The organism is Burkholderia singularis, from assembly GCF_900176645.1.
In the GTDB taxonomy this organism is placed as follows: domain Bacteria; phylum Pseudomonadota; class Gammaproteobacteria; order Burkholderiales; family Burkholderiaceae; genus Burkholderia; species Burkholderia singularis.
On sequence record NZ_FXAN01000042.1, the window covers coordinates 41,626 to 64,018 of the forward strand.

The following is a 22,393-nucleotide window of genomic DNA, read 5'->3' on the forward strand; positions in this document are numbered from 1 at the left end:
TCGCCGGCGTGCCGATGACGGCGAAGTGAAACTTGCGCCGCGCCATCGCCGCAAACGTCGCCGGGACTGCATGAAGCGAAGCTCGCGCGAGCCGCTCGGCGCACGATGCGCATCGCGCATTCGACGAACGCGCATGCAGCGGTGGCCGATGCGCGCCATTTTCGTGGCGCGGCGTCGAAAAGCCGCCGACGGTCATGGGCAGTTGCCGACGATGTAGTAGCCGGCCGCCGTTTGCGCGAGGGTAGTCGTGTAAAAGACGTTGTCCAAGCCCATGCTCTGGTTCGAGCCGTTGGCGTAGGCGATGCCGCCGGAATCGTGCGCCCGCCCGGCGAGCACGTGTGCGTAGTTGCTGCCCGTGGTGGCGGTGCAGGCAAAGCTCGATTGCGTCGTGGCCGATACGGCGGACGATTGGGCGCTTTCGCCCGCTTGCGGATCGATTTCGGTGACGGTGTACGAATAGGTCGTTGCGGCGTTCAGGCCGGTGTCGGTGTAGGACGTCGAGGCGGTCGAACCAACCTTCACGCCGTTGCGGTACACGTTGTAGCCGCTGGCGTTCGCGACTGCATTCCAGGCCAGCGAAACGGTGGTTTGGGTCGTCCCCGTGACAGCAAGGCCGGTCGGCGCGCCACCGGGCTGTGTCGTTACCGAGCCGGTGCGCAAATTGTTCTTGACCCAATAGTCCATCACGAACGCCGGATAGTTGATGTGCGTGGCGTCGACATAGTTGATATTGTTGCCCCCGGCGCCCGCCGGCCATGCATGCGCCATGCCCGATACCGTGATCTCATGGGTGCGCACGTGGCCGCTGCTGTCGGTATACGGTGTGTTGACTCCGCCGCCGGGAACCGATACTTGCGCCCCTTGCGTGAATGTGCCGCCGTAGACGAGCCGCAATGCCGCCGTGTCGATCGGGCCATATCCTTGCGCTACCGTATAGTCCGATGTGCCCCACACGGCGCCGGCAATCTGGGTCGAGAACCGGCCGGCGTTCGAGCCCGCCCACGCCTTACAGTTGTTGGCTGCGGTGGCCGCGGTATAGCCGGGCGGGACATAGCTGATTTGCGCGGTGGTCGTGCCTGGCGGCGGCCCGGCATTGATGCCGATGCCGGCAAAAATGTCCGGTGCGATGCAGCCGAGCACCATGGTCATGCCGCCGCCGGACGACAGCCCGGCCACGTACACTTGATTCGGATCGATCGCGTATTGCGAATTGGCGACGAAGCGCTGGACCAGGTCCAGCAGCACGCCGACGTGCCCGGATGCGCGGTTCGGCGACGTGTTCGCATAGTCCCAGCAATGGTTGTAATAAACATTGCCGGTTGCGTTGGGCGCCAAGATGATTGCGCCGTATTGATCGGCGATGGTTTTCCAATTGAAACCGGCCCCGTTGGCGCCGTCGATCACGTCGCCGGACGCTGTTTGCTGGCATCCGTGCAATACCAGCACAAGCGCCCGCTTGCCATTGGGCGTCGTCGGCTGGGTGGCCGGCCAGTAGAAATAGCCTGTCAGGTTGCCGCCGTTGACGGTATCGGCGGCCCAGGTTTGCTGGCTGCTCCACGCGCCGGGGCCGGCAGGAACAGCGGCGCGGGTGACGAAAGAGAGGCTCGCCAGCGTGCAGGCCGCAATGAGCCCGGCGATCCATCGCGACAGTCGCCGCGCGTTGCGGTAGGCCATGATGTCTCTCTCCATGATGGTCCAGTGATGCGATGCTCTTCGCGGCTTTTCGTCGCGTTGCGTATCCCGCTCTTCAGTGACGAGCGGTTCTCGCGACTTCCTTTTTTATCCGCCAAGCTTTTGATGGGCCGTGCGCGAATAGGTTGAGGATATGGAAATAAAGCATGCCGATATGCACGGGTCAATCTGAGATTTCCCCGAATCCTTTCGCGATCCGGCTTGCCGGCGCGGCGCATTGAGTAACGGTCATGTGCCGTCGATCGAAATCGCATGACGTTTGCTGCGATGCGAGCGCTTGCTTGGCCGCAAGCTGCCGCCGTGCGCGGCCAGCGCGCATTGGGCGTCGCGGCTAGCGCTTGCACTTGACGCCTGGCATGGCCGGTCATGCACCATATTCGTGAATGGATGTCGAATGGACAATGGCCAGGCGTAATGAAACCGGCGCAACGGGCCGAGCCGGGCGGATGGCTCAGTGCAACTGGGCGGCCGCGACGAATAACACCATGCCGCCGATCGTACCGTCGAGCACGCGCCACGCGAATGCGCGCTTGAACCATGGAGCAAGAAGCCGCGCGCCGTAGCCGAGCCCGACGAACCAGATCGCGCTGGCCGCCATCGCGCCGAGCGCGAATGCACTGCGTGCGTGCTCGGGTTCGCGTGCGCCGGCCGTGCCGATCAGCAGGAACGTGTCGAGATATACGTGCGGATTGAGCCAGGTGAGCGCGAGCGTCGTCAGCACGATCGTCCACGCGCGCTGCTCGGGTTGCGCGGCGGCCGGGGCTGCTGCGTCGAGGGCCGTGTGCGTCGGCTTGAGCGCGCGGCGCAATGCACCGAAACCAAACCACGCGAGATAAGCGAGACCCACATACAGCACGGCATGAACGAAGGCCGGATAACGCTCGACGAGCGCCGACGCGCCGCCTACCCCGGCGCTGATCAACAGCATGTCCGACAGCGCGCAGATCAGCACGATCTTGCCGACATGCGAGCGCATGATGCCTTGCTTGAGGACGAAGGCATTCTGCAGGCCGATCGTGATGATGAGGGATGCGGACAGCATCATGCCGTGGGAAAAAGCGGTCCAATTCATGGTGGTTGCGGCGGATTGGATGGACTGACGAAACGAAAGACGCTAGTCTCCGATAACCCTTTGCATAAGCAAAGCTAAATTGGCTAATGTCGATTAAGGAAAATTAATGCTCGACTACGCATTGCTCGATGCGCTTGCCGAAGTGATCCGCCAGGGCTCGTTCGAGCGGGCGGCGAAGGCGCTCAACATATCGCCGTCGGCGGTGTCTCAGCGCGTGAAGCTGCTGGAGGAGCGGGTCGGCAGCGTGCTCGTCAAGCGCGGGCAGCCGTGTGTCGCGACGACGTCGGGCGCGCTGCTTTGCCGTCACACCGAGCGCGTGCGAATGCTTGAGGCGGAGCTGTCATCGCATATGCCGGCGGCTCCCGATGCGCTACCCGGCACATGGCCGACGCTGCGGGTCGCCGTCAACGATGACAGCGTCGCCACGTGGTTTATCGATGCGGTCGGGCCGTTTTGCACGCAAAGCGACACGTTGCTCGACCTCGTGATCGACGATCAGGATCACACCGCCGAGCGGATTCGCGACGGCAGCGTACAAGGGGCGGTGACGGCCCTTGCCGAGCCGATCCAAGGCTGCCGCTCGACGCGCCTTGGCCGGATACGCTATCACCCGGTATGTTCGCCCGCGTTTTTCGAGCGCTATTTCAACGACGGCCTGAATCGTGATGCGCTGCGGCGCGCGCCGTGCGTGATGTTCAATTCGAAGGACAGCTTGCAGGCGCGTTTCATTCGGCGCGTGACGCGCGTGGATCTCGATCCGCCGCAGCATTGGATTCCGCACGTCGCCGGCTATCTGCGCGCATGCGAGGCCGGGCTGGGCTGGGGGATGTGCCCGAACCGGATGGTCGAGCGCCAGATTGCCGCGGGCGAACTGATCGATATGTCGCCGGGCAAGAGTGTCGATATCGAGCTTTACTGGCAGAGCTGGCGATTGTCGATCGGCTGGCTCGACGAGTTCGGCGCGGCGCTCAAGGCGCGCGCCGCGTTGTTCCTCGATTGATTGCGGTAAAAGAAACGCGACAGCGCGGCGCGATGGATCACAAACGCCGCAAGCCGTCGAAATCGACGATCCGGACGATCCGCCCATGCATTTCAATGAGCCCGCGCTTATGGAACTTCGATAACGTGCGGCTGACTGTTTCGAGCGTCATCCCGAGATAGCTGCCGATGTCCTCGCGCGTCATTCGCAAATTGAATTCGGTCGGCGAATAACCGCGCTTCATGTAGCGCGACGACACGTCGAGCAGGAACGCCGCGACGCGCTCTTCGGCGTTCAGCGAGCCGAGCACCATTGCCTGCGACGTTTCCCGAACGATCTGCTCGCTCATCAGTTTGTGCATCCGCAACTGCATCGTGCTGGCTTTCGAGCACAGTGCCTTCAACGCGCTGTAAGGGATCACGCAGACCGAACTGTCTTCGAGCGCGATCGCGGTGCGCGGATGCGCGTCGTCGCAGATGCCGTCGAGGCCGAGCGCTTCGCCTGCAAGATGCAGGCCGGTGACCTGTTCGCGCCCGTCGTATCGAGTCGCGACCGTCTTCAGCGATCCGGAGCGCACCGCGTACAGATTGTCGAAAGCGTCGCCTTCGCGGAATAGCGCTTCGTTGCGGCGCACGGCTCGCGCGCTGCATATCACGGACTCGAGATGCGCGAGCGCTTCGGCCGTGAGCCCTTGCGGCATGCAGAGGTGGCGCATCGCACACGTCGAGCACTGCGCGGACCGGCGCGGCGTTCGGATGCCGGATGCGTGAGCCGGCGCGGCGGCGGAGCGGGGGACGGGCGTGAGCATGACGAACGGGCCTTGAAGTTCAGTGGGTTGGATCAATGCCGCAGCGGGCGCGAGCTGGGTTCGGCCACATCGCGCAATTCCGGTTGCGGCGAATCTGCGCGTTTGCTGCGGCGCGCATTTTTACGGGTTGGCCGGCTGATGGGCGGCGGCCGGAATCAGCAGCACGGGCAGCACCGCCTGGCGGACGCACTGCTCGGCGACGCTGCCCAGCACGAGCCGCTTGACGCCTCGGCGGCCATGCGTGCCGAGCACGAGCAGATCCGCGCCGAATGCTTTCGCGCCTTCGATGATCAGCGACGGCACATCGGCCAGCGACGTCTCGGCTTCGCCGATCTTCATGGTTCCGGTAACGTTGGCTTGCCGCATTCTCTGCGCGAGCTCCTGCGCGAGCGCGTTGCCTTGCTCGATCAGTTGATTGCGCAGCGGTGCCGGATCGTAGCCCGGGACGTTGTAGTAGATCGTGGCGTTTTCGACGACGTAGTACGGTTGCAATTCCGCCGCGTTCTCCTTCGCGAGCGCGAGCGCCGCGTCGAATGCATGGCGGGATGTTTCGCTGCCGTCGACTGCGACGAGGATGCGTTTGTACATGATGTCTCCGTGGCGTGTTCAGGGAAAGATCGGCCGTTTGGCGGATGGCGTCCGCCGCCGTTCTTTTACAAAATAAACGATAGCTGACACCGGCCGGCGCGACCAATCGACGCGTAGGCGCCGATGCCGCATGCCATGCCGGGGTGTTGGCGAACGCGGCCCGCCCGCCTCCGGATGCAGCGGTGCAACCATGCAGCGGGCGGTTGCCCGCCCGGCCGTCGAGGTCAGCGCGGAGTCGGCACAAGTTCGACGATGCGCGCAGGCCGTTGCAGCGGACGGCGCAACGGCGGGCGTGCTTCGTCGGCAATCGCGTCGATCGGCGCGGCAGAGTCGAACCCTTTGTCGATGACCGTATAGCCGGTGCGCAATGCGAACTGCGGATGATTGCCGCCAGGCCGGCTATCGAAACCGGCGAAGCCGTCGGGCGTTTCCGGCACCGCGTTGACGAGCGACGCGTTGCTCGTCGTGATCTGGTCCGGCGAGATAGGCTCGCCGTTCGCGATGCGGGCTGCTTCGCGGTTCTTGCCGTCGGCGTCGACGGTGCTGTCGTGTGTCGCGTCGTTGAATTGCTCAATGCTGCGCGGATGCATGCGTGCATTGGAGTGCCCGGCGTTGGCGGGCGCCGGCATGGTGCGTTCGAACGAATTCATCGCAGTCACCTTCCGCGGCGCGGCGTCCGGCGGCGGGCAAAACCCGCTGCCGGATGCGACAGGAAAAGGCGCACGTGCGAGCGCCGCAGCCGCGCCATGCGCTATGTTTTCCTAATAAATATTTCAACTAGAAGACGCGTTATCTACAGAGTATGATTCTTTTCCTACAAAGCGGTGTGCGACATTCGGCGCACCGGCTTCCGCCCGGATTGGGCACCGCAGCATCCTTAACAGATGGGTAGCGAACAAGAAGGTAAGGGGACTGAAGGTGGGCGGACTTATGCACTCTACGACTACGGCATTCATGCATCGCGGTTATCTGTTGAATTGCACGCCGGCGCGTGCCGGTGATGGCTCGTTTCAGCCTTATGTCGTCATCTCCCGATCGAGCGACGGCGAATTGGTCGCGAATCGCTTCTTCCCGTCCGACCTCCATTTCAACGATGAGGACGCAGCGATCGCGCATGCGCGCGATTGGGCCGTCCGATGGATCGACGCAAGCAGCCCGACGAGGTAGGCGGCCGGCATACGTTGGCGTGCATTCCGCTGACGCGGCAAAAACGCGATAATCTTGCGGCACCCGCCACTTTTATCGGTGGCCGCGCGCCGGCGCGCGGCCATGCGCTTTTGCCTATGTCGAAATTTGCCCGAAACTGGGGCCTCGAACAGATCGTCGCCGAATTGCGCGAATCGCGCGAGAGCCTGCATCGCACACGTCATCCGCGCGGCATTCGCGAACTGCCGTCGTATGACGCGATAAGCAAGATTGTCGTCGGGCTGCGTGCGTCGCTTTTTCCGACGCATTATGGTGCGCCCGACTTGACCGACGAGAGCGTCGACTATTACGTCGGCCATACGCTCGAGAGCACGTTGCGCTTGCTGGCCGAACAGATCCGCCGGGCGTTGCCGTTCCTGCCGGAGCACGCGCAAACGCCGCCCGCCGTTCTGGTCGAGCGCGCGTTCGAGATCGCACGCGAGTTCGGCACGCAGTTGCCCGCCATCCGCGCGCTGCTCGTCAGCGATATTCACGCCGCGTATACGGGAGATCCCGCTGCGCAGCACATCACTGAAATCCTGCTCTGCTATCCGGGGGTGCGCGCGATGATGCATCACCGGTTCGCGCACGCGCTCTATCGGCTCGGCGTGCCGCTCCTGGCACGCTTCATCAACGAGATCGCGCATTCCGCGACCGGTATTGACATCCACCCTGGCGCACAGATCGGTTCGAGCTTCTTTATCGATCACGGCACGGGCGTCGTGATCGGTGAAACCGCGATCATCGGCGAGCGCGTGCGGCTTTATCAGGCGGTCACGCTCGGCGCGAAAAGCTTTCCCGCCGATGGCGACGGTACCCTGGTCAAGGGCAATGCGCGCCATCCGGTCGTCGAGGACGACGTGGTGATCTACGCGGGCGCGACGATTCTTGGCCGCGTGACGATCGGTCGCGGCTCGGTGATCGGCGGCAACGTATGGCTGACGCATAGCGTGCCGCCCGGCAGCAGCGTCGCGCAAGGGAAGATTCGCGAAGGGGAGCGGGCCGAGAAGGATTGACGCGAGCCTTTGCCGTTCGCGGCCCCTGTTTGCCCGCGAACGGCGAACGGCAGGCAGCTAGCGCTGGCCGGCGGGCGAGCGGTGCTTGTACAGCACGTCCTGATCGACGCGAATCAGATTCTGTCCAGCATCGACGACGAAATCGACGCCGTTGTACGCAACGCCCGTCAGCAACAGGATCGCATCGGCGACATCGTCGGGGCCTGCGATGCGCGCAAGCGGCGTCGATGCGCGGCTCGCATGCGCGAAGTCGGCCGGCGTTTGGTCGCCGCTTGGCAGCATCAGCCCCGGAAATACCGCATTCACACGCAGCACCGGGTTCGCCGACAGCGCAAGCATCTGCGTCAGATTGCCGAGCGCCGTCTTCGCGACCGTGTAGCTGAAGTGGTCGCGATGAAAATTTTCCTTGATTTTTTGATCGACGACGTTGATCACGACGCCTTGCGCGCCGGCGGCTTTCGCTCGCTCGTAATACGCGCGCGTGAGCAGAATCGGTGCGCGGCAATTGACCGCCCATGACTGATCGAACGCGGCGAGATCGAAGCTCGGCAAGTGGTCCTGCCAGAACACCGACGCATTGTTGACGAGCACGTCGAGACGATCGAAGCGCCTGTAGACGGCATCGACGAGCGCGACGATCGCGTCCGGTTGAGCGAGGTCCGCTTGCAGTGCGACAGCTTCGCCGTCCGCGGCGCCGATCTCGCGCACGGTTTCGTGCGCGCAATCGGCCGACCGGTCGTAATGCACCGCGACGCGATAGCCGCGCTGCGCGAAGCGCATCGCGAACGTGCGGCCCGCGCGACGCGCGGCACCCGTCACGAGCGCGACGGGTGCGGGGCGTGGATGGGGATTCGACTGCATCGACTGCATTCAGGTGTTCGTCAGATTGACAGCGGAAGGATTCGAGACGATCGACAGGAATTCGCGCCGCGTCGCCGGATCGGTGCGGAACGTGCCGAGCATCCGCGACGTGACCATCTCGACGCCCGGCTTATGGATGCCGCGCGTCGAGATGCACTGATGCGCGGCCTCGAGAATCACGCCCACGCCTTTCGGTTGCAGCACGTCGAACAGCGTGTCGGCGATCTGAACGGTCATCTTTTCCTGAATTTGCAGACGCTTCGCGAACGCGTCGACGAGCCGTGCGAGCTTCGAGATGCCGACGACGCGGTGATTCGGCAGATACGCGACATGCGCGCGCCCGATGATCGGCACCATATGATGTTCGCAATAGCTTTCGAAGCGAATGTCTTTCAGCACGATCATTTCGTCGTAGCCGTCGACTTCGCTGAAGGTGCGCGCGAGGATGTCGCGGGGTTCGAGCGCGTAGCCGGAGAAGAACTCCTCATACGCGCGCACGACGCGCGCGGGCGTGTCGATCAATCCTTCGCGCTCGGGATCGTCGCCGGCCCAGCGCAGCAGCACGCGCACGGCTGCTTCGGCTTCGTCCCGGCTGGGCCGGGACGCGTTCGAGCGCGCGTGGTCCGCGCCGAGGATTTTCTGTTTGCTTGCCGTTTTAACGGCTGTGTTGCCCGCTGCGTGGTGAGCAGTCGGCGTGGCGGCTTTGTCCGCGGTCTTTCCTTTAGCCATGTGTCGTGCCCTGTGTATGTATCGCCGATCTCTCGGCCAGATCGGCCATTGTTTCATGCTTTGGCCTTGCGCGTGCGCCGCCGCGCGGCCGCGCTCATTTGGGCCATTCATCCAGTGCATCGTTGAAGAGGCCGGCGACGACGCCGCGCAGCCACGCAATGCACGAATCGTTGTGGAATTTACGATGCCAATGCTGCTTCAGGTCGAAGCGAGGCAGCGGCAGCGGCGGTTCGACGAGCGCGATCGCCGCGTGTTCGGCCGCATAGGCGTAGCCGATCGCATGCGGCACGGTGGCGATCAGATCAGTGCGGCTCAGGATGAACGGCAGGCTCATGAAGTGAGGCGTTTCGAGCACCGCGCGCCGCACCAGCCGATGTTTCGCGAGGTGCCGCTCGAGCAGTTCCTGGCTGCGGCCCTCCGCACGCACGACCGCGTGGCCGCACGCGAGAAACCGTTCGAGCGTGAGCGGTTGCGTGGCGAGCGGGTGGCCACGCCGCAACAGACAGATGAAGCGATGCGTGAAGAGCCGCTGCTGAAACACGTTGCCGCCGCTCAGATCGGGAAAATAACCGACTGCAAGGTCGACGTCACCTTCTTCGAGTGCGCGCCCGACTTCGAGATGCGGCAGCGACACCGAGCGCAGGTTCGCGTGCGGTGCGTGCTGAGCAAACGCCTGCAATAAACGCGGCAGAAACACGATCTCGCCGACATCCGACAGCGCGATTGAAAACGTGCGCGTACTCGTGGCCGGATCGAACTGAACCGGCGCGCCGAGACCGCGCTCGATGTTCTCGAGCGCGGCGCGAGCGGCGGGAAGCAGGGCGAGTGCGCGGGGTGTCGGCTGCATGCCGCGCGCCGTGCGCACGAACAGCGGATCGCCAAAATGCGCGCGCAGCCGGCCGAGCGCGGCGCTGACGCGCGGTTGCCCGACGCCGAGCAGTTCGCCCGCGCGGCTTGCATTGCGCGTCTCGTCGAGTGCAACCAAGTATGGAATCAGGTTCAGGTCGAGGTCGGGCATCGAGAGGAATACTATCTGAATTTTGTATACAACTTATCTGTTGAATTGCCTTGCTGAATAGTGGGGGTAGTGCGGACAATGGCCCTGCTAACCCAATGCACGTTGGGCTGGGCGTGAGACGGAGTGCGAAATATGGCGGCGCGGACAGTGCCGAAGCGGCCACTCCTCTGATCGGCATAAGGCGCTGCAAGCGCAAATCCCAATCAATCAAGGCATGCGACCGGAGGAGGCGCTAAAAGCCCGCTCCGATCGGCAAGGAGACAAATATGCGTACCCAAGTCGCAATCGTCGGCGCCGGACCGGCGGGTTTGCTGCTTTCCCATCTGCTGCGTTTGCGCGGCGTCGAATCGGTCGTGGTCGAGACGCGTTCGCGCGATTACTGCGAGAACCGGATTCGTGCCGGCGTGCTTGAGCAGGGAACAGTCGATACGCTGAACGAAGCGGGGCTCGGTGCGCGGATGCAGCGCGAAGGGCTCGTTCATCGCGGTATCGAACTGTTGTTCGACGGCGTGCGTCACCGAATCGACTTCGGTGAGCTGACGCCCGGCCGGGCGATCACCGTCTACAGTCAACACGAAGTCGTGCGCGATTTGATCGCGGCCGCATGCGAGCACGGTCAGCGCCTGTATTTCGGCGTGCACGACGTCGCGTTGCACGATGTCGCAACCGGGCGCCCGTCGGTGACGTTCACGGACGCGGATGGCCGCGCGGGCCGGATCGATTGCGACTATATCGCCGGCTGCGACGGCTTTCATGGAATATCGCGGCAGACGATTCCCACCGAACGGCTGGCCACGTTCGACCGGGTCTATCCGTATGCGTGGCTCGGCATCCTGGCCGATGCGCCGCCGTCGCTCGACGAACTTGTTTATGCGCATAACGAGCGCGGCTTCGCGCTGTTCTCGATGCGCTCGCCGAGCGTGACGCGGCTGTATCTGCAATGCCGGCCCGATGAAAACGTCGAAGAATGGACGGATGCGCGTATTTGGGACGAACTGCGCCGGCGTTTCGCGAACGACAGCGGCTGGACGCCGACCGAAGGCCGGATTATCCAGAAGAGCGTGGCGCCGATGCGCAGCTTCGTCTCCGAGACGATGCAATACGGCCGGCTCTTTCTTGCCGGTGATGCCGCGCATATCGTGCCGCCGACGGGGGCGAAGGGAATGAATCTCGCGGTTGCCGACGTTCGCGTATTGGGACAAGCGCTCGCCGCGCATTACCGGGACGGCCGTGATGATCTGCTCGAAACGTATTCGTCGACGTGTCTGGAGCGGGTATGGCGCGCCGAGCATTTCTCGTACTGGATGACGAACATGCTGCATCCGTGCGCCGACGATTCGCCGTTCGTAGCCCGTTTGAAGTGCGCCGAGCTGAAGTACGTCACGCATTCACGCGCGGGCGCTCACGCATTGGCGGAAAACTACGTCGGCTTGCCGTTCGACGACAAGGCGCAGACGTATTCGATCGATGCGGCGGCGTAAGTGCCGCTGGGGACAACGCGCCTTGACAAGCTGGCGCACGCGTCCCTATGATTGGCCAATCGTTCGTTTATCGAATCTAAGTTCATAATTCGAACAAAAAGCGGCGGCGTATGTGGCCGTCCGTGAACGCATGCCGTGCCGCCGCCGCGCGGGGCCGCGCACGGATTCGCATCAGGAACAGACATGGTCAACAAGATCTTCGATTCTCTCGACGCGGCAGTGGCCGATATTCACGATGGCGCGACGGTCATGATCGGCGGCTTCGGCACGGCCGGCATGCCTGCCGAGCTGATCGACGCGCTGATCGCCCAGGGCGCGCGCGACCTGACGATCGTCAACAACAACGCCGGCAACGGCGAAACCGGCTTGGCCGCGCTGCTGAAGGCCAAGCGCGTGCGCAAGATCATCTGCTCGTTTCCGCGCCAAGCCGATTCGCAGGTATTCGACGCGCTGTATCGTGCGGGCGAGATCGAGCTGGAACTGGTGCCGCAAGGCAATCTCGCCGAGCGGATTCGGGCGGCGGGCGCGGGGATCGGCGGCTTTTTCACGCCGACCGGTTACGGCACGAAGCTCGCCGAAGGCAAGGAGACGCGCGTGATCGACGGCAAGCATTACGTGCTCGAAGCGCCGATTCATGCCGATTTCGCGCTCATCAAGGCGCTCCAAGGCGATCGCTGGGGCAACCTCGTCTATCGGAAGACGGCGCGCAACTTCGGCCCGGTGATGGCGATGGCCGCGAAGACGACAATCGTCCAGGTGTCTGCCGTCGTGCCGCTCGGCGCGCTCAATCCCGAGCATATCGTGACGCCTGGCATTTTCGTGCAACGGATCGTCGAGGCGCCGCAGGCCGCGCATGCCGGCCACGCCGCATGAATTCCCGAGGAGAACAAGATGAAACGATTGACTCGCGACGAAATGGCCAAGCGCGTCGCGCAAGACATTCCTGAAGGTGCTTACGTGAATCTCGGAATCGGCGTGCCGACGCTTGTCGCGAATCATCTCGATTCGGACAAGGAAATTTTCCTGCACAGCGAAAACGGGCTGCTTGGAATGGGCCCCGCTCCCGCGCCCGGCGACGAGGACGACGAACTCATCAATGCCGGCAAGCAGCACGTGACCTTGCTGACGGGCGGCGCGTACTTCCATCACGCGGATTCGTTCGCGATGATGCGCGGCGGGCATCTCGATTACTGCGTGCTCGGCGCGTTCCAGGTCTCCGCGCAAGGCGATCTGGCGAACTGGCATACGGGAGCGCCGGATGCGATTCCCGCCGTCGGCGGCGCGATGGATCTTGCTATCGGTGCGAAGCAGGTATTCGTGATGATGGAGCATCTGACGAAACAGGGCGACAGCAAGATCGTCGCGCAATGCTCGTATCCGGTGACGGGCGTGCGCTGCGTCGATCGCATCTATACCGATCTCGCCGTGCTCGATGTGACACGTGATGGGCTCGCGGTGCGGGAGATCTTCGCGGATATTTCGTTTGACGAATTGCAGCGGCTGACCGGCGTGCCGCTGATTGATGCGACGGGCGGCGCGAAAGCGGCGCAAACCGCTGCTGCGTGACGTGAAGGCGTGCGTCATCTGCCGCCGTTTGCAGCTATTTGCGGCAGAAGAGGCGGGCGCGGCGTTGCATGCAGGCCGACCCCGCGTCGGCCGGCGCGCACGAGCGCGCAACATCCGGCGCTTCGGTGGACAATAAGCGCATTTCGCTTTTCCGATTTTCCAATCGACCTCATGCTTGAAGACAGCGCCCGCCTGAGTTCCCTGATTTGCGGCATCGAATCGTTCAATGCGATCTGGTCGCCGCGTGCGACATTGCAGCGGATGCTTGATGTCGAGGCGGCGCTTGCTCGTGCGCTCGCCGCGCATCAGGTGATTCCGGTGAGCGCCGTGCAACCGATCGAGGCCGCGTGCGTTGCCGGCGCGCTCGACCAGCAGGCGCTCGCACGCGATGCGGCGCTCGGCGGCAATCTGGCGATTCCGCTCGTCAAGCAGCTGACTGCGCGCGTGAAGGCGCACGATGCCGAAGCGGCAAAGTACGTGCATTGGGGCGCGACTAGCCAGGACATCATCGATACCGCGACAGTGTTGCAATTACGCGATTCGTTCGATGCCCTCGAGCCGCTGTTGGACGACGCATGCGCGACGCTTGCATCGCTTGCCGCCGCGCATCGCGATACGCCGATGATCGGCCGCACATGGCTGCAACAAGCGCTGCCGATCACGCTCGGGCTGAAGTTCGCGCAATGGCTCGATACGCTGCTGCGTCACCGGGAGCGCCTCGACGGGCTGCGCCGAACGGCACTCGTATTGCAATTCGGCGGCGCGGCGGGCACGCTCGCGAGTTTGCGCGATGCGTCGCCTGCCGTCGCCCGCTCGCTCGCGGACGACTTGCGGCTCGTGCTGCCGGCGGTGCCGTGGCATACGCAACGCGACCGGATCGCCGAAGCCGCGGGATATTTCGGGATGCTGATCGGTACGCTCGGCAAGATTGCGCGTGATATCTCGCTGTCGATGCAGACCGAAATCGGAGAGCTTGCCGAGCCGGCCGCGGCCGGCAAAGGCGGCTCGTCGACAATGCCGCACAAGCGCAATCCGGTCGGCTGCGCGGCGGTGCTGACGGCGGCCGTGCGGGCGCCGGGGCTCGTTGCAACCGTATTTGCCGCGATGGTGCAAGAGCACGAACGCGCGCTTGGCGGCTGGCAGGCCGAGTGGGAGGCGCTGCCCGAACTCGCGCGGCTTGCGGGCGGCGCGCTTGCGCAAATCGCGCAGATCGCCGCCGGCTTGCAGATCGATGCCGCGCGGCTTGCCGCGAATCTCGATGCGACGCGCGGCCTCGTGCTCGGCGAAGCGGTGATGCTCGCGCTCGGCGACAAGATCGGCCGGCTCGAAGCGCATCATCTCGTCGAGCGTGCGTCGCGCGAAGCCGTGCAGAGCGGCCATACGCTATACGACGTGCTCGCCGCCGACGCGGAGGTTACCGCGCATCTGGCGCCCAGCGCGTTGCGGCGGTTGCTCGATTCCGCTCATTACGTCGGCGAAGCGCGTACTTACGTCGACGCCGTGCTCGCGCTTTACGCGGGCCGTCACTAAGGAGAGGTTGCGATGCCTTTCGCGTCAGTCAATGGAATACGGCTGCATTACCGGATCGACCGCGCCGCGCGCGCCGACGCGCCGTGGCTCGTGTTTTCGAATTCGCTCGGGGCGGATTTGTCGATGTGGGCGCCACAGATAGGCGCGCTCGCGCAGCATTTCAACCTGCTGCGTTACGATACGCGCGGCCACGGCCATTCGGAAGCGCCGGCCGGCTCATACACGCTCGAGCAGCTGACGGGTGACGTGCTCGGTTTGCTCGATCATATCGGCGTCGAACGCGCGCATTTTTGCGGGGTGTCGATGGGCGGGCTCACGGGCGCCGCGCTTGCCGCACGGCATTCAGCGCGAATCGGGCGCGTGGTGTTGGCCAATACCGCTGCAAAAATCGGTTCTCCTGAAGTATGGGCGCCGCGTGCGGCGAAGGCGCGTGGCGAAGGAATGGCTGCGCTTGCCGACGCCGTGCTGCAACGCTGGTTTACGCCCGCGTTCTTCGCGCGCGAGCCGCGTCTGATCGATGTGATCCGCGATGTGTTCGTTCACACGGATCAGAACGGCTACGCGGCGAATTGCGATGCATTGAACGCAGCCGATTTGCGTGATGAAGTGTCCCGCATCGCCGTGCCGACCCTCGTTGTAACGGGTGCGCACGATCAGTCGACACCGGCCGGCCAGGGGCGCGCGCTTGCTGCGGCGATTGCCGGCTCGAAGCATGTCGAGTTCGATTGCGCTCATATTTCCAATATCGAATGCGCGGACGATTTCAGCCGCGCGCTGATCGATTTTTTGACCGCCTGAAGCGAGCCTCGGCATGAATGACGATCAACGTTACGAAGCGGGCATGACCGTGCGCCGCGCCGTGCTCGGCGATGCGCACGTCGATCGCTCGCTTGCGAGCCGCACCGAACTGACCGACGAATTCCAGAATTTGATTACCCGTTACGCATGGGGCGAGATCTGGACGCGTGAAGGGCTGCCGCGTCACACGCGCAGCCTGCTGACGATCGCGATGATGGTCGCGCTGAATCGCGGCGAGGAACTTGCGCTGCACTTGCGTGCGGCGAAGAACAACGGCGTGACGCGCGACGAAATCAAAGAAGTGCTGTTGCAGACCGCGATCTATTGCGGCGTGCCGGCTGCGAATTCGGCGTTTCATCTCGCGCAGCGGATCTTCGGTGAAGAGGACGCGTCGGCCTAAGTCGGCCCCTCGGCTTGACGCCGCGCGCAACGCAACGGCCTCTTGGAGTCCGCTTGCGTGGGCGGCGTGCCGAACGAAGCCGCCGTCCGTGTGCGATGGTCAGCGCCGGCATCGAATCGGCGTGGTGAGAGAGCAGCGAGACAAGAGGGCGCGACGAGCGCCCACGGCAACTCAAGGAGACATTCATGACCGGTTTTACGCGCCAGCTCGATGTGCAGCAATTTATCGACGAGCAGCGCTTCTCGCCTTATCAGTGGCTGATTCTGGTTCTCTGCTTTCTGATCGTTGCGGCTGACGGCTTCGATACCGCCGCGATCGGCTTCGTCGCCCCCGCGCTCGGCCAGCAATGGCATGTGACGAAGGCAGCGCTTTCGCCGGTGATGAGCGCGGCGCTGGTGGGCCTGGCGTTCGGCGCGCTCACTGCGGGGCCGATGGCTGACCGGATCGGCCGCAAGCGCGTGCTGGTCGGGTCGGTCGTATGGTTCGGACTCTTCAGCATCGGCTGTGCGTTCGCGAATTCGGTTGCCGAGCTTGCGGTATTGCGTTTGCTGACCGGGCTCGGGTTGGGCGCCGCCATGCCGAACGCGACGACCTTGATGGCCGAATACGCACCACGCGCCAAGCGCTCGTTTCTCGTCAATACGATGTTCTGCGGTTTCACGCTCGGTTCGTCGGCGGGGGGCTTGGTTGCCGCCGCGCTGATCCCCGAGCACGGCTGGCGCAGCGTATTCGTCGTCGGCGGAAGCGCGCCGCTCGTGCTCGGTGTCGCGCTGCTGATTGCGTTGCCCGAATCGATCCGCTTCATGACGCTGCGCGGCGCACGTCCAGATCGGATCGCTGCGGTGTTGAGCAGGATCGCTCCGGGCGTGTCGTTCGATCGAGTGCGTTTCGTGTTGCCTGAAGAGCAGGGCGAAGCGCGCTCGGGAGCCGCCGTCGTCCTGTCGCCACGCTATCGCACCGGTACCGCGATGCTGTGGCTCACCTACTTCATGGGCCTGCTCGTTTATTACCTGCTGACGAGCTGGCTGCCGACGCTGATTCGCGACAGCGGTTTTTCCGTGCGCGATGCGGCGCTCGTCACCGCGCTGTTTCCGCTAGGCGGCGGGATCGGCGCGATCGTATGCGGTTGGCTGATGGACCGCTTCGAGCCGCATTGCGTGATCGCCGTCACCTATGCATTGACCGCGCTGTTCGTCTGGATGATCGGCTGGCAGGCCGGACATCTTGCGTTACTGGCGACCGTCGTGTTTATTGCGGGTGTTTGCATGAACGGCGCGCAATCGTCGCTGCCCACGCTCGCCGCTGCGTTTTATCCGACGAGCGGACGCGCGACCGGCGTCGCATGGATGCTCGGCGTCGGACGCTTCGGGGGAATTCTGGGGGCTTTTTCGGGGGGCTTGCTGCTGCAGGCGCAACTCGGATTCAGCACGATTTTCTCGATGCTCGCGGTGCCGGCGCTGATTGCCACCGGCGCGCTGCTCGTCAAGCGTTCGGCGGCGCGACGGCAGGCGGCTGCACCTGTATCGACCGGTATCGCCTGATGGCAGAGCGATCGGACGATTCCGGCTACGTGGTTCGTTTCGTCGCCGGATCGTCACCGAATCGTCTCCGGAACAATCGGGCATACGCGCGGATCGTTCCGGCGTAGGGCGCGCGGCGGGCCGGCAGGCTCATTCCTCGGCGTCGTGGACCTTCGCGAAGTGGCGCAGGTACGCGCGGAGCGCTGCTTCACGGCTGCGGCGATCGGCGGTTGTCGATGCGCCCATCGTTTCCTCGTTGCCGAACAGCGCGGACGGCGCGCCGTAAGTACCCACTTCGACACGTTCGCGTACTACCCGGATCAAATGCGCGCGGTGACGATATTCGGCGATCCAGTGTAGCCCTTCGATCCGATCGCCTGCTTTCAGCAATGGCTTCATCAGCGTTCTCCCGGTCGGGACGGGTTCGCGCCGTGGCGAACCGGCGTCAGGATTGCAGCGTACCCCTTGCCGGGACGGATCACAACGAGGGACGACACCAGGGCGAACGCATGGTGCGTCAGTCAGCCACCAGTATTTTTGAGATCAGTGGATAAAGCGATAGTACGAGCAGTACTGCCATCGTGCCGTTGAATATGCGCAGCCGGCGCGAATTCGACAGAAGGCCGCGCATTCCCTGGCCGAATGCGGCCCATACGCAAATGCTCGGCAAACCTACCGCGACGAACACGAGCGCCATCCATGCGGCGTTGAGGCCGTAGTCGGCCGAGAGCTGAATGGTGGTCGCGGCGGTTAGTACCATCATCCACGCTTTCGGATTGATCCATTGGAACGCCAGCGCTTCGACGAACGTCATCGGGCGCGATTTGCCATTTTGCGCGCGCACTTCTCCGGACGTGCCGATACGCCACGCGAGGTATAGCAGATACACGATGCTGGCGGTCTCGAGCAGGATGTAAAGCATCGGAATGCGCTTAAATGCTTCGCCGAGGCCGAAGCCGACCGCAAGCATCAGGATCGCTACGCCGGTGCTGATGCCGAATATGTGCGGCAATGTGCGACGAAAGCCGAAATTGACGCCGGACGCGAGCAACATGGTGTTATTCGGCCCCGGCGTAATTGACGTGACAAGTGCGAACAACAGGCCGGCTGGTAGCGCGCTGGCGGTGATGTGGTCCATGTGATGCTCTCTTTTTGCACTGAAATATCGTTGAGGATGAGAGCAAGTCTATTGGACAGTAGCTGTACAGTACCGGGCCAATTTTGCGAATGATTACCGGTACGGCGCTGGTGAATGGGCAGTTCAACAGCTTAAAGCCATGGCAATTGCTGTCGAGACTCCGGCTCGATATGCAGGAAGGCTGCGTTGCCCGGCACATGCAACGGCTGGCCGTGCGGCGCTTCGCGAAGCAGCGGGCGCGCGTCATCGTCAGCGCGTCGGCGTAACGGCGTGAAGCCGCCCGATAATCTCCAGCATGCGCAGCACGATATCGATGCCGCGTCGCGTGTCGGGATGGCGCGCGCTCGACCACAGCGCGCGCAAAGACGGAGCGTCGGTTTTTAGCTTGGCCTCGGCACTCGCGATCCGCAGGGCGCCGCCCGCCGCTGTCGATGCCGCGACGATTTCCTCAAACGTTTTGCTTAACTTATCGATCAGCGCGGGATCGGCAAAGTCGACAAGGTCCGACAGGATCGACAGTAGATCGACGATGTTGTCGAACCGGCTACCGTTGATATGCGATTGCAGCTTCGCTGCCAACAGCAACCATTCGGAGGTGAGCGCCTGATCGGCCGAAAGCGGTTCATCATCGGGCGATGCTGCGGCGGATGGCGACAGGGGGGTGGACATGCGTACCTCGATGGGCGACAGAGCAATTGAATAAATCACGCAAGGCCGCGGGCGACGGCCCAGTAGATGCCGCGATTGAAGCCGTGTCGCAGTAATCCGCCGAGCTTGGTCGGGGGCGTTGGCTGGACGTCGTGCTGGTAGTCGTACCAGAGCGGCATGCCTGCATCCAGTCCCATTTGGGCGACGGCCTGTACTTTGCCGTCGTAGGCCGCCACGGTCTTGTTGAGACGGATTCTCGCAGTCAGATTGCTCGCGATCACCGGCGCCTGGTTATGGCAAGCGCCGCCGGCTTTACTGACCGGTAAATCGACTGTGTCGCCGAGCACGTAAACGTTATCGATGCCGAGTACCTGCAGCGTTTCGTGATCGGTCGGCAACCAACCTTCGTCGTCCGCCGCTTCCGAGATTCCGGTCGCGCGCACCGCGTCGACCGCACGGATTGGCGGTGTCGCCATTAGGATATCGAACGGTTGCTCGGCACCTTCCTCCGAGTACGCAATCTTTCTGTCCGGATCGACACGCGCAAGCGTAAAGCTTCGCTGATATCGAATGTTCCGCTGCGCAAAAAGCGTGGGCAGGATGTCGCAAGTCGGTTTTTGCAGGAACAGACAATTGCGCAGAAGTTGCGCGATGCTCGGGTATGTATAGACGATCTCGACCTGTTCGCGCACACCGCGGCGGCGCAGGTAGTCGTCGAGCATCAGTGTCGTTTCGATCGGCGCGATTCCGCACTGGTGCGGCACGTTGTGCGTTTTCGGAAAGGTCACGGTGATGAATACGCGACCGCGTTCAATGGCCGCCAAGCGTTGGGCGAGCTGCCGGGCAGGATCGTACTGATAGAAATGATCGCCGGCTTCCGGCAGCCCTTCGATGCGCTCTGGTGCGGGTATGCAACCGGTCGCGATCACGAGGTAGTCGTAGCCGTATCTTTGGCCGCTGCGTGTGCGGACCTGCTGCGCGGGGAAATCGAAGCACTCGACGCCGTCGACGACGAAATCGATTTCGGGCCGCAGCAACGATCGTTCGGAACGCACAAGATCCTCGCGCAGTGCAGCCCCGAAAGCAACGTACATGAAAGCGGGTTTGTAGAAATGATCTGGCGAATCGGACAACAGGATCAGCGATACACGCTTGTCGATCAATTCATCAAACAGCTTCGCGGCGAGTTGATTCGCGAGCATCGTGCCGCCGAGGCCGCCGCCGACGATCAAGATCCGGATCGACGGCATCGCGTGCCTCTTCATCGGCTGGTCCCTTTGATGAACCGCGGTCGATCGATGTAACGGGAACGGCTGGCGGAGGACGTCTTGCATGATGGGCGGCATGTCTGCTCCTCGTGGTGGGCAGCGGAACCGGTTTGGGTGGGAATGCGCGTGAGAATGTGCTGCTTCTTGTGCTTTTCGAGTCGATATCAAAATGGAAATTACGAAAAAAAATAGGCGAAGTCAAATTTGTATTTGCAATGCAATTAGGTTTATTAATTTTTTAATTCACTTTGATTTTTTAAACGCTACATAAGGATTCGATGTTTGATTGTCGTGTGAGAGATGCATGGGCTACGGTGCCGGTTGGTTATGGTGGCGGCCTATGTCGTCGCACTTGGCGGAAATAAAGAATCGACCAATTTGAAATTGGTATACAAACCTATCTCGAACATTTGCCGTGGCGAAAAATTATTAGCGAGGAATTTACGATCAAGGAATTTTCCCGGCCGGATGGCACTGCCGCGCGGGACGATGCGTTTTCGTCCATGTGGGGCGGGCTGTAGTAGCGAGGGGCAGCGCGTGGCATGGATAATGCAAGCCGCCGTACTACATAGCCGAGCCGCGTCTATCGACAACGCATGAATCGGACCGCGAGCGCGTTTGCTGCGCGCGGGGGAGCCCTCCACGCGATTTCGTTCTATTGCGATTTCCTCGCCACCTCGGCAAGCATCGCTTCACCTATGACGGATGCTCCGCGCGCACTCAACGCTTCACCTGCGCCGCGAATATCCCGAGCCTCCTTATTTTGGCCGAGCTTGCTTTTGCCGACCAAACGCGTGATCTCTATCTGTATGCCTATGATCGCGTTGAGCATCGCGTCGATATAGTCGTTGGGTGCGTCCCCCATCTTCCAAGGCTTCGGCTGCGATGCTTCATGTGTGCGCGTCAGGCGAGCGACGATCCCACGTATGTCGCGCTCGTCGTCGAGAATGGTGATGCGCCCATGCGCGTGGACGACCATGTAGTTCCAGGTCGGCACCTGCTTGTGAAATTCGTGCTTGCTTGGATACCAGTTCGGCGAGATATAGGCATCGCCTGCGTAGAAAACCACAAGCACCTCGTCGCCATTCGCTACGTCTTGCCATACTGGGTTGGCCCGCGCGACATGTGCGCGCAACATGCCCAACTCGCCTTCGCCTGAAGAAAGTTCAAACGGAATGTGATTGGCGTCGAGCCCGCTTGTCCCGTGAGTGATCAGTGTACCGAACGGGTGTTGGGCAATGCGGTCGTGCAGCACATCCTTGCTGTTTTCTGCGAAATGGGCGGGTATGTACATGCGGCTGTCTCTGACTGTCGAGATGAATGGGATGAAGAACAGGCATTGCGCTGGTTGCAAGTTTGCCCCGCACGTAGTTTATTCTGTCACCACCGTTTTTCGAAACGGACGCAATGTTTCTGTGCCGGTTGCTGTACTCAGTCCGATAGCATAAGGGTTGGGCATCCATGATCACGGTACGCCTGCTGGATACCGAAGACGCTGAACGCTTCAAATCGTTGCGTCTGCTTGCCATTGAAAATTCACCCACATCGATATGGCCGACCTGGGACGAGGAAATGGCGAGGCCCATCGCCCAAGTGCAGGATCGCATTCGAGCAACATCCACCCAAGCCGTTTTGGGCGCATTCGACGCAGACGTACTTGTCGGTATTACGGGTGTGCGTCGCGAACCGCTGCTGCAGGTGGGTCACAAGGCCACGATCTGGGGGGGGCGTCATTCCGTCGCGCCGGGGGCGGGGAATCGCCCAAGCGCTTTTGTCTGCAGCCACGGTCCATGCATCTGAATGTTGGAATGTCGTTCAGCTTCTACTGTGTGTGAACGCTGAAAACGTTGCGGCAAAAAAACTCTATGTGTCTCAGGGTTTTCGAACGTTTGGCACAGAACCTCGTGCGATGCAGATCAACGGACGTTTTTTTGACGAGGAACACATGTGCAAACAACTGGCCTAGCGGTGCTGCCGATATATGTTCGATGGCACGTCGCCACTCCGCCGGTCACCTATATTCCACCGGCTCGAGCGTCTTGTGAAGGCGCTGCTCGCATACAGACGATGCTTGCCGAATCGGGTCCATATCGTTG

The 22,393-nt window shown here is 62.6% G+C and carries 25 protein-coding genes; 12 read left to right on the top strand and 13 right to left on the bottom strand.

Annotated elements, in window-relative coordinates; all coding sequences use genetic code 11:
- Nucleotides 1–192 precede the first annotated feature (192 nt).
- Nucleotides 193–1,674 (bottom strand): extracellular catalytic domain type 1 short-chain-length polyhydroxyalkanoate depolymerase, encoded by a 1,482-nt coding sequence (locus tag BSIN_RS07970; protein WP_089340094.1) that lies wholly within the window; start codon nt 1,672–1,674, stop codon nt 193–195.
- 469 nt (nt 1,675–2,143) lie between these two features.
- Nucleotides 2,144–2,764, bottom strand: a complete 621-nt coding sequence (locus BSIN_RS07975; protein WP_089340095.1) for a LysE/ArgO family amino acid transporter — start codon at nt 2,762–2,764, stop codon at nt 2,144–2,146.
- A gap of 106 nt (nt 2,765–2,870) precedes the next feature.
- Here BSIN_RS07975 and BSIN_RS07980 point away from each other — a divergent pair, with 106 nt between their 5' ends.
- Nucleotides 2,871–3,764, top strand: a complete 894-nt coding sequence (locus tag BSIN_RS07980; protein ID WP_069235420.1) for a LysR family transcriptional regulator ArgP — start codon at nt 2,871–2,873, stop codon at nt 3,762–3,764.
- Between the two features lie 37 nt (nt 3,765–3,801).
- Here BSIN_RS07980 and fnr read toward each other — a convergent pair whose 3' ends face one another.
- The 3 genes from fnr to BSIN_RS07995 all read right to left on the bottom strand — a co-directional run bounded on the left by fnr (nt 3,802) and on the right by BSIN_RS07995 (nt 5,798).
- Nucleotides 3,802–4,551, bottom strand: a complete 750-nt coding sequence (gene fnr, locus BSIN_RS07985) for a fumarate/nitrate reduction transcriptional regulator Fnr (protein WP_059519459.1) — start codon at nt 4,549–4,551, stop codon at nt 3,802–3,804.
- Between the two features lie 120 nt (nt 4,552–4,671).
- Nucleotides 4,672–5,139 (bottom strand): universal stress protein, encoded by a 468-nt coding sequence (locus tag BSIN_RS07990; RefSeq protein WP_089340096.1) that lies wholly within the window; start codon nt 5,137–5,139, stop codon nt 4,672–4,674.
- A 224-nt stretch (nt 5,140–5,363) separates the two neighbouring features.
- Nucleotides 5,364–5,798 (bottom strand): DUF3005 domain-containing protein, encoded by a 435-nt coding sequence (locus tag BSIN_RS07995; protein WP_369828154.1) that lies wholly within the window; start codon nt 5,796–5,798, stop codon nt 5,364–5,366.
- A 271-nt stretch (nt 5,799–6,069) separates the two neighbouring features.
- Between BSIN_RS07995 and BSIN_RS08000 the strand changes: the two genes are divergently transcribed.
- Both BSIN_RS08000 and epsC read left to right on the top strand, forming a co-directional pair.
- On the top strand, nt 6,070–6,306 hold the full coding sequence (locus BSIN_RS08000) for a hypothetical protein (RefSeq protein ID WP_089340098.1): 237 nt from the start codon (nt 6,070–6,072) through the stop codon (nt 6,304–6,306).
- A gap of 116 nt (nt 6,307–6,422) precedes the next feature.
- Entirely contained in the window at nt 6,423–7,340 is a 918-nt protein-coding gene (gene epsC, locus BSIN_RS08005) for a serine O-acetyltransferase EpsC (RefSeq protein WP_059519530.1), read from the top strand.
- Nucleotides 7,341–7,397: 57 nt separating this feature from the next.
- Here epsC and BSIN_RS08010 read toward each other — a convergent pair whose 3' ends face one another.
- The 3 genes from BSIN_RS08010 to BSIN_RS08020 all read right to left on the bottom strand — a co-directional run bounded on the left by BSIN_RS08010 (nt 7,398) and on the right by BSIN_RS08020 (nt 9,948).
- A complete protein-coding gene (locus BSIN_RS08010) occupies nt 7,398–8,201 on the bottom strand; it encodes an SDR family oxidoreductase (protein WP_089340116.1) in 804 nt (267 codons plus the stop codon).
- Between the two features lie 9 nt (nt 8,202–8,210).
- Nucleotides 8,211–8,930 carry a GTP cyclohydrolase I FolE gene (gene folE / locus BSIN_RS08015; RefSeq protein WP_059519467.1) on the bottom strand — a complete coding sequence of 240 codons (720 nt, stop codon included), beginning with the start codon at nt 8,928–8,930 and terminating at the stop codon, nt 8,211–8,213.
- A gap of 94 nt (nt 8,931–9,024) precedes the next feature.
- Complete coding sequence (locus BSIN_RS08020; protein ID WP_059519469.1) at nt 9,025–9,948, bottom strand: LysR family transcriptional regulator; 924 nt, start codon at nt 9,946–9,948, stop codon at nt 9,025–9,027.
- 266 nt (nt 9,949–10,214) lie between these two features.
- Between BSIN_RS08020 and pobA the strand changes: the two genes are divergently transcribed.
- From pobA to BSIN_RS08055, 7 genes are all read left to right on the top strand, one after another.
- Nucleotides 10,215–11,429 carry a 4-hydroxybenzoate 3-monooxygenase gene (gene pobA / locus BSIN_RS08025; protein ID WP_069235424.1) on the top strand — a complete coding sequence of 405 codons (1,215 nt, stop codon included), beginning with the start codon at nt 10,215–10,217 and terminating at the stop codon, nt 11,427–11,429.
- A 183-nt stretch (nt 11,430–11,612) separates the two neighbouring features.
- Nucleotides 11,613–12,302, top strand: a complete 690-nt coding sequence (locus BSIN_RS08030) for a 3-oxoacid CoA-transferase subunit A (RefSeq protein ID WP_089340099.1) — start codon at nt 11,613–11,615, stop codon at nt 12,300–12,302.
- A gap of 18 nt (nt 12,303–12,320) precedes the next feature.
- Nucleotides 12,321–12,995, top strand: coding sequence for a CoA transferase subunit B (locus BSIN_RS08035; protein ID WP_059519475.1), 675 nt, complete (start codon nt 12,321–12,323; stop codon nt 12,993–12,995).
- Nucleotides 12,996–13,166: 171 nt separating this feature from the next.
- Nucleotides 13,167–14,525 carry a 3-carboxy-cis,cis-muconate cycloisomerase gene (locus BSIN_RS08040; RefSeq protein ID WP_089340100.1) on the top strand — a complete coding sequence of 453 codons (1,359 nt, stop codon included), beginning with the start codon at nt 13,167–13,169 and terminating at the stop codon, nt 14,523–14,525.
- 12 nt (nt 14,526–14,537) lie between these two features.
- Entirely contained in the window at nt 14,538–15,323 is a 786-nt protein-coding gene (gene pcaD / locus BSIN_RS08045; RefSeq protein WP_089340101.1) for a 3-oxoadipate enol-lactonase, read from the top strand.
- Nucleotides 15,324–15,336: 13 nt separating this feature from the next.
- A complete protein-coding gene (pcaC, locus tag BSIN_RS08050; protein WP_089340102.1) occupies nt 15,337–15,723 on the top strand; it encodes a 4-carboxymuconolactone decarboxylase in 387 nt (128 codons plus the stop codon).
- A 185-nt stretch (nt 15,724–15,908) separates the two neighbouring features.
- Nucleotides 15,909–17,264, top strand: coding sequence for an aromatic acid/H+ symport family MFS transporter (locus BSIN_RS08055; RefSeq protein ID WP_089340103.1), 1,356 nt, complete (start codon nt 15,909–15,911; stop codon nt 17,262–17,264).
- Nucleotides 17,265–17,393: 129 nt separating this feature from the next.
- Here the strand turns inward: BSIN_RS08055 and BSIN_RS08060 are convergent, their stop codons facing one another.
- The 5 genes from BSIN_RS08060 to BSIN_RS08080 all read right to left on the bottom strand — a co-directional run bounded on the left by BSIN_RS08060 (nt 17,394) and on the right by BSIN_RS08080 (nt 21,591).
- Nucleotides 17,394–17,642, bottom strand: coding sequence for a hypothetical protein (locus BSIN_RS08060; protein WP_059519484.1), 249 nt, complete (start codon nt 17,640–17,642; stop codon nt 17,394–17,396).
- A 118-nt stretch (nt 17,643–17,760) separates the two neighbouring features.
- Nucleotides 17,761–18,381 carry a LysE family translocator gene (locus BSIN_RS08065; protein ID WP_089340104.1) on the bottom strand — a complete coding sequence of 207 codons (621 nt, stop codon included), beginning with the start codon at nt 18,379–18,381 and terminating at the stop codon, nt 17,761–17,763.
- A 249-nt stretch (nt 18,382–18,630) separates the two neighbouring features.
- A complete protein-coding gene (locus tag BSIN_RS08070) occupies nt 18,631–19,050 on the bottom strand; it encodes a helical membrane plugin domain-containing protein (protein ID WP_059519534.1) in 420 nt (139 codons plus the stop codon).
- A 35-nt stretch (nt 19,051–19,085) separates the two neighbouring features.
- Entirely contained in the window at nt 19,086–20,294 is a 1,209-nt protein-coding gene (locus tag BSIN_RS08075) for an NAD(P)/FAD-dependent oxidoreductase (protein ID WP_440244960.1), read from the bottom strand.
- A gap of 658 nt (nt 20,295–20,952) precedes the next feature.
- Nucleotides 20,953–21,591 carry an FMN-binding negative transcriptional regulator gene (locus BSIN_RS08080; protein ID WP_089340105.1) on the bottom strand — a complete coding sequence of 213 codons (639 nt, stop codon included), beginning with the start codon at nt 21,589–21,591 and terminating at the stop codon, nt 20,953–20,955.
- Nucleotides 21,592–21,758: 167 nt separating this feature from the next.
- On the opposite strand from BSIN_RS08080, the gene BSIN_RS08085 reads away from it, so the two are divergent.
- Nucleotides 21,759–22,097 (top strand): hypothetical protein, encoded by a 339-nt coding sequence (locus BSIN_RS08085; RefSeq protein WP_369828155.1) that lies wholly within the window; start codon nt 21,759–21,761, stop codon nt 22,095–22,097.
- On the top strand, nt 22,069–22,263 hold the full coding sequence (locus BSIN_RS26740; RefSeq protein WP_369828156.1) for a GNAT family N-acetyltransferase: 195 nt from the start codon (nt 22,069–22,071) through the stop codon (nt 22,261–22,263). Before BSIN_RS08085 ends, BSIN_RS26740 begins: the two co-directional genes overlap by 29 nt.
- Nucleotides 22,264–22,393: the final 130 nt, after the last annotated feature.

Excerpts from the sequence above, each read along its gene's own strand:
- BSIN_RS07970 (WP_089340094.1), bottom strand. The coding sequence starts at position 1,674 with ATGGCCTACCGCAACGCGCGGCGACTGTCGCGATGGATCGCCGGGCTC.
- BSIN_RS07975 (WP_089340095.1), bottom strand. The coding sequence starts at position 2,764 with ATGAATTGGACCGCTTTTTCCCACGGCATGATGCTGTCCGCATCCCTC.
- BSIN_RS07980 (WP_069235420.1), top strand. The coding sequence starts at position 2,871 with ATGCTCGACTACGCATTGCTCGATGCGCTTGCCGAAGTGATCCGCCAG.
- fnr (WP_059519459.1), bottom strand. The coding sequence starts at position 4,551 with ATGCTCACGCCCGTCCCCCGCTCCGCCGCCGCGCCGGCTCACGCATCC.
- BSIN_RS07990 (WP_089340096.1), bottom strand. The coding sequence starts at position 5,139 with ATGTACAAACGCATCCTCGTCGCAGTCGACGGCAGCGAAACATCCCGC.
- BSIN_RS08000 (WP_089340098.1), top strand. The coding sequence starts at position 6,070 with ATGCACTCTACGACTACGGCATTCATGCATCGCGGTTATCTGTTGAAT.
- epsC (WP_059519530.1), top strand. The coding sequence starts at position 6,423 with ATGTCGAAATTTGCCCGAAACTGGGGCCTCGAACAGATCGTCGCCGAA.
- BSIN_RS08010 (WP_089340116.1), bottom strand. The coding sequence starts at position 8,201 with ATGCAGTCGAATCCCCATCCACGCCCCGCACCCGTCGCGCTCGTGACG.
- folE (WP_059519467.1), bottom strand. The coding sequence starts at position 8,930 with ATGGCTAAAGGAAAGACCGCGGACAAAGCCGCCACGCCGACTGCTCAC.
- BSIN_RS08020 (WP_059519469.1), bottom strand. The coding sequence starts at position 9,948 with ATGCCCGACCTCGACCTGAACCTGATTCCATACTTGGTTGCACTCGAC.
- pobA (WP_069235424.1), top strand. The coding sequence starts at position 10,215 with ATGCGTACCCAAGTCGCAATCGTCGGCGCCGGACCGGCGGGTTTGCTG.
- BSIN_RS08030 (WP_089340099.1), top strand. The coding sequence starts at position 11,613 with ATGGTCAACAAGATCTTCGATTCTCTCGACGCGGCAGTGGCCGATATT.
- BSIN_RS08035 (WP_059519475.1), top strand. The coding sequence starts at position 12,321 with ATGAAACGATTGACTCGCGACGAAATGGCCAAGCGCGTCGCGCAAGAC.
- BSIN_RS08040 (WP_089340100.1), top strand. The coding sequence starts at position 13,167 with ATGCTTGAAGACAGCGCCCGCCTGAGTTCCCTGATTTGCGGCATCGAA.
- pcaD (WP_089340101.1), top strand. The coding sequence starts at position 14,538 with ATGCCTTTCGCGTCAGTCAATGGAATACGGCTGCATTACCGGATCGAC.
- pcaC (WP_089340102.1), top strand. The coding sequence starts at position 15,337 with ATGAATGACGATCAACGTTACGAAGCGGGCATGACCGTGCGCCGCGCC.
- BSIN_RS08055 (WP_089340103.1), top strand. The coding sequence starts at position 15,909 with ATGACCGGTTTTACGCGCCAGCTCGATGTGCAGCAATTTATCGACGAG.
- BSIN_RS08060 (WP_059519484.1), bottom strand. The coding sequence starts at position 17,642 with ATGAAGCCATTGCTGAAAGCAGGCGATCGGATCGAAGGGCTACACTGG.
- BSIN_RS08065 (WP_089340104.1), bottom strand. The coding sequence starts at position 18,381 with ATGGACCACATCACCGCCAGCGCGCTACCAGCCGGCCTGTTGTTCGCA.
- BSIN_RS08070 (WP_059519534.1), bottom strand. The coding sequence starts at position 19,050 with ATGTCCACCCCCCTGTCGCCATCCGCCGCAGCATCGCCCGATGATGAA.
- BSIN_RS08075 (WP_440244960.1), bottom strand. The coding sequence starts at position 20,294 with ATGAAGAGGCACGCGATGCCGTCGATCCGGATCTTGATCGTCGGCGGC.
- BSIN_RS08080 (WP_089340105.1), bottom strand. The coding sequence starts at position 21,591 with ATGTACATACCCGCCCATTTCGCAGAAAACAGCAAGGATGTGCTGCAC.
- BSIN_RS08085 (WP_369828155.1), top strand. The coding sequence starts at position 21,759 with ATGATCACGGTACGCCTGCTGGATACCGAAGACGCTGAACGCTTCAAA.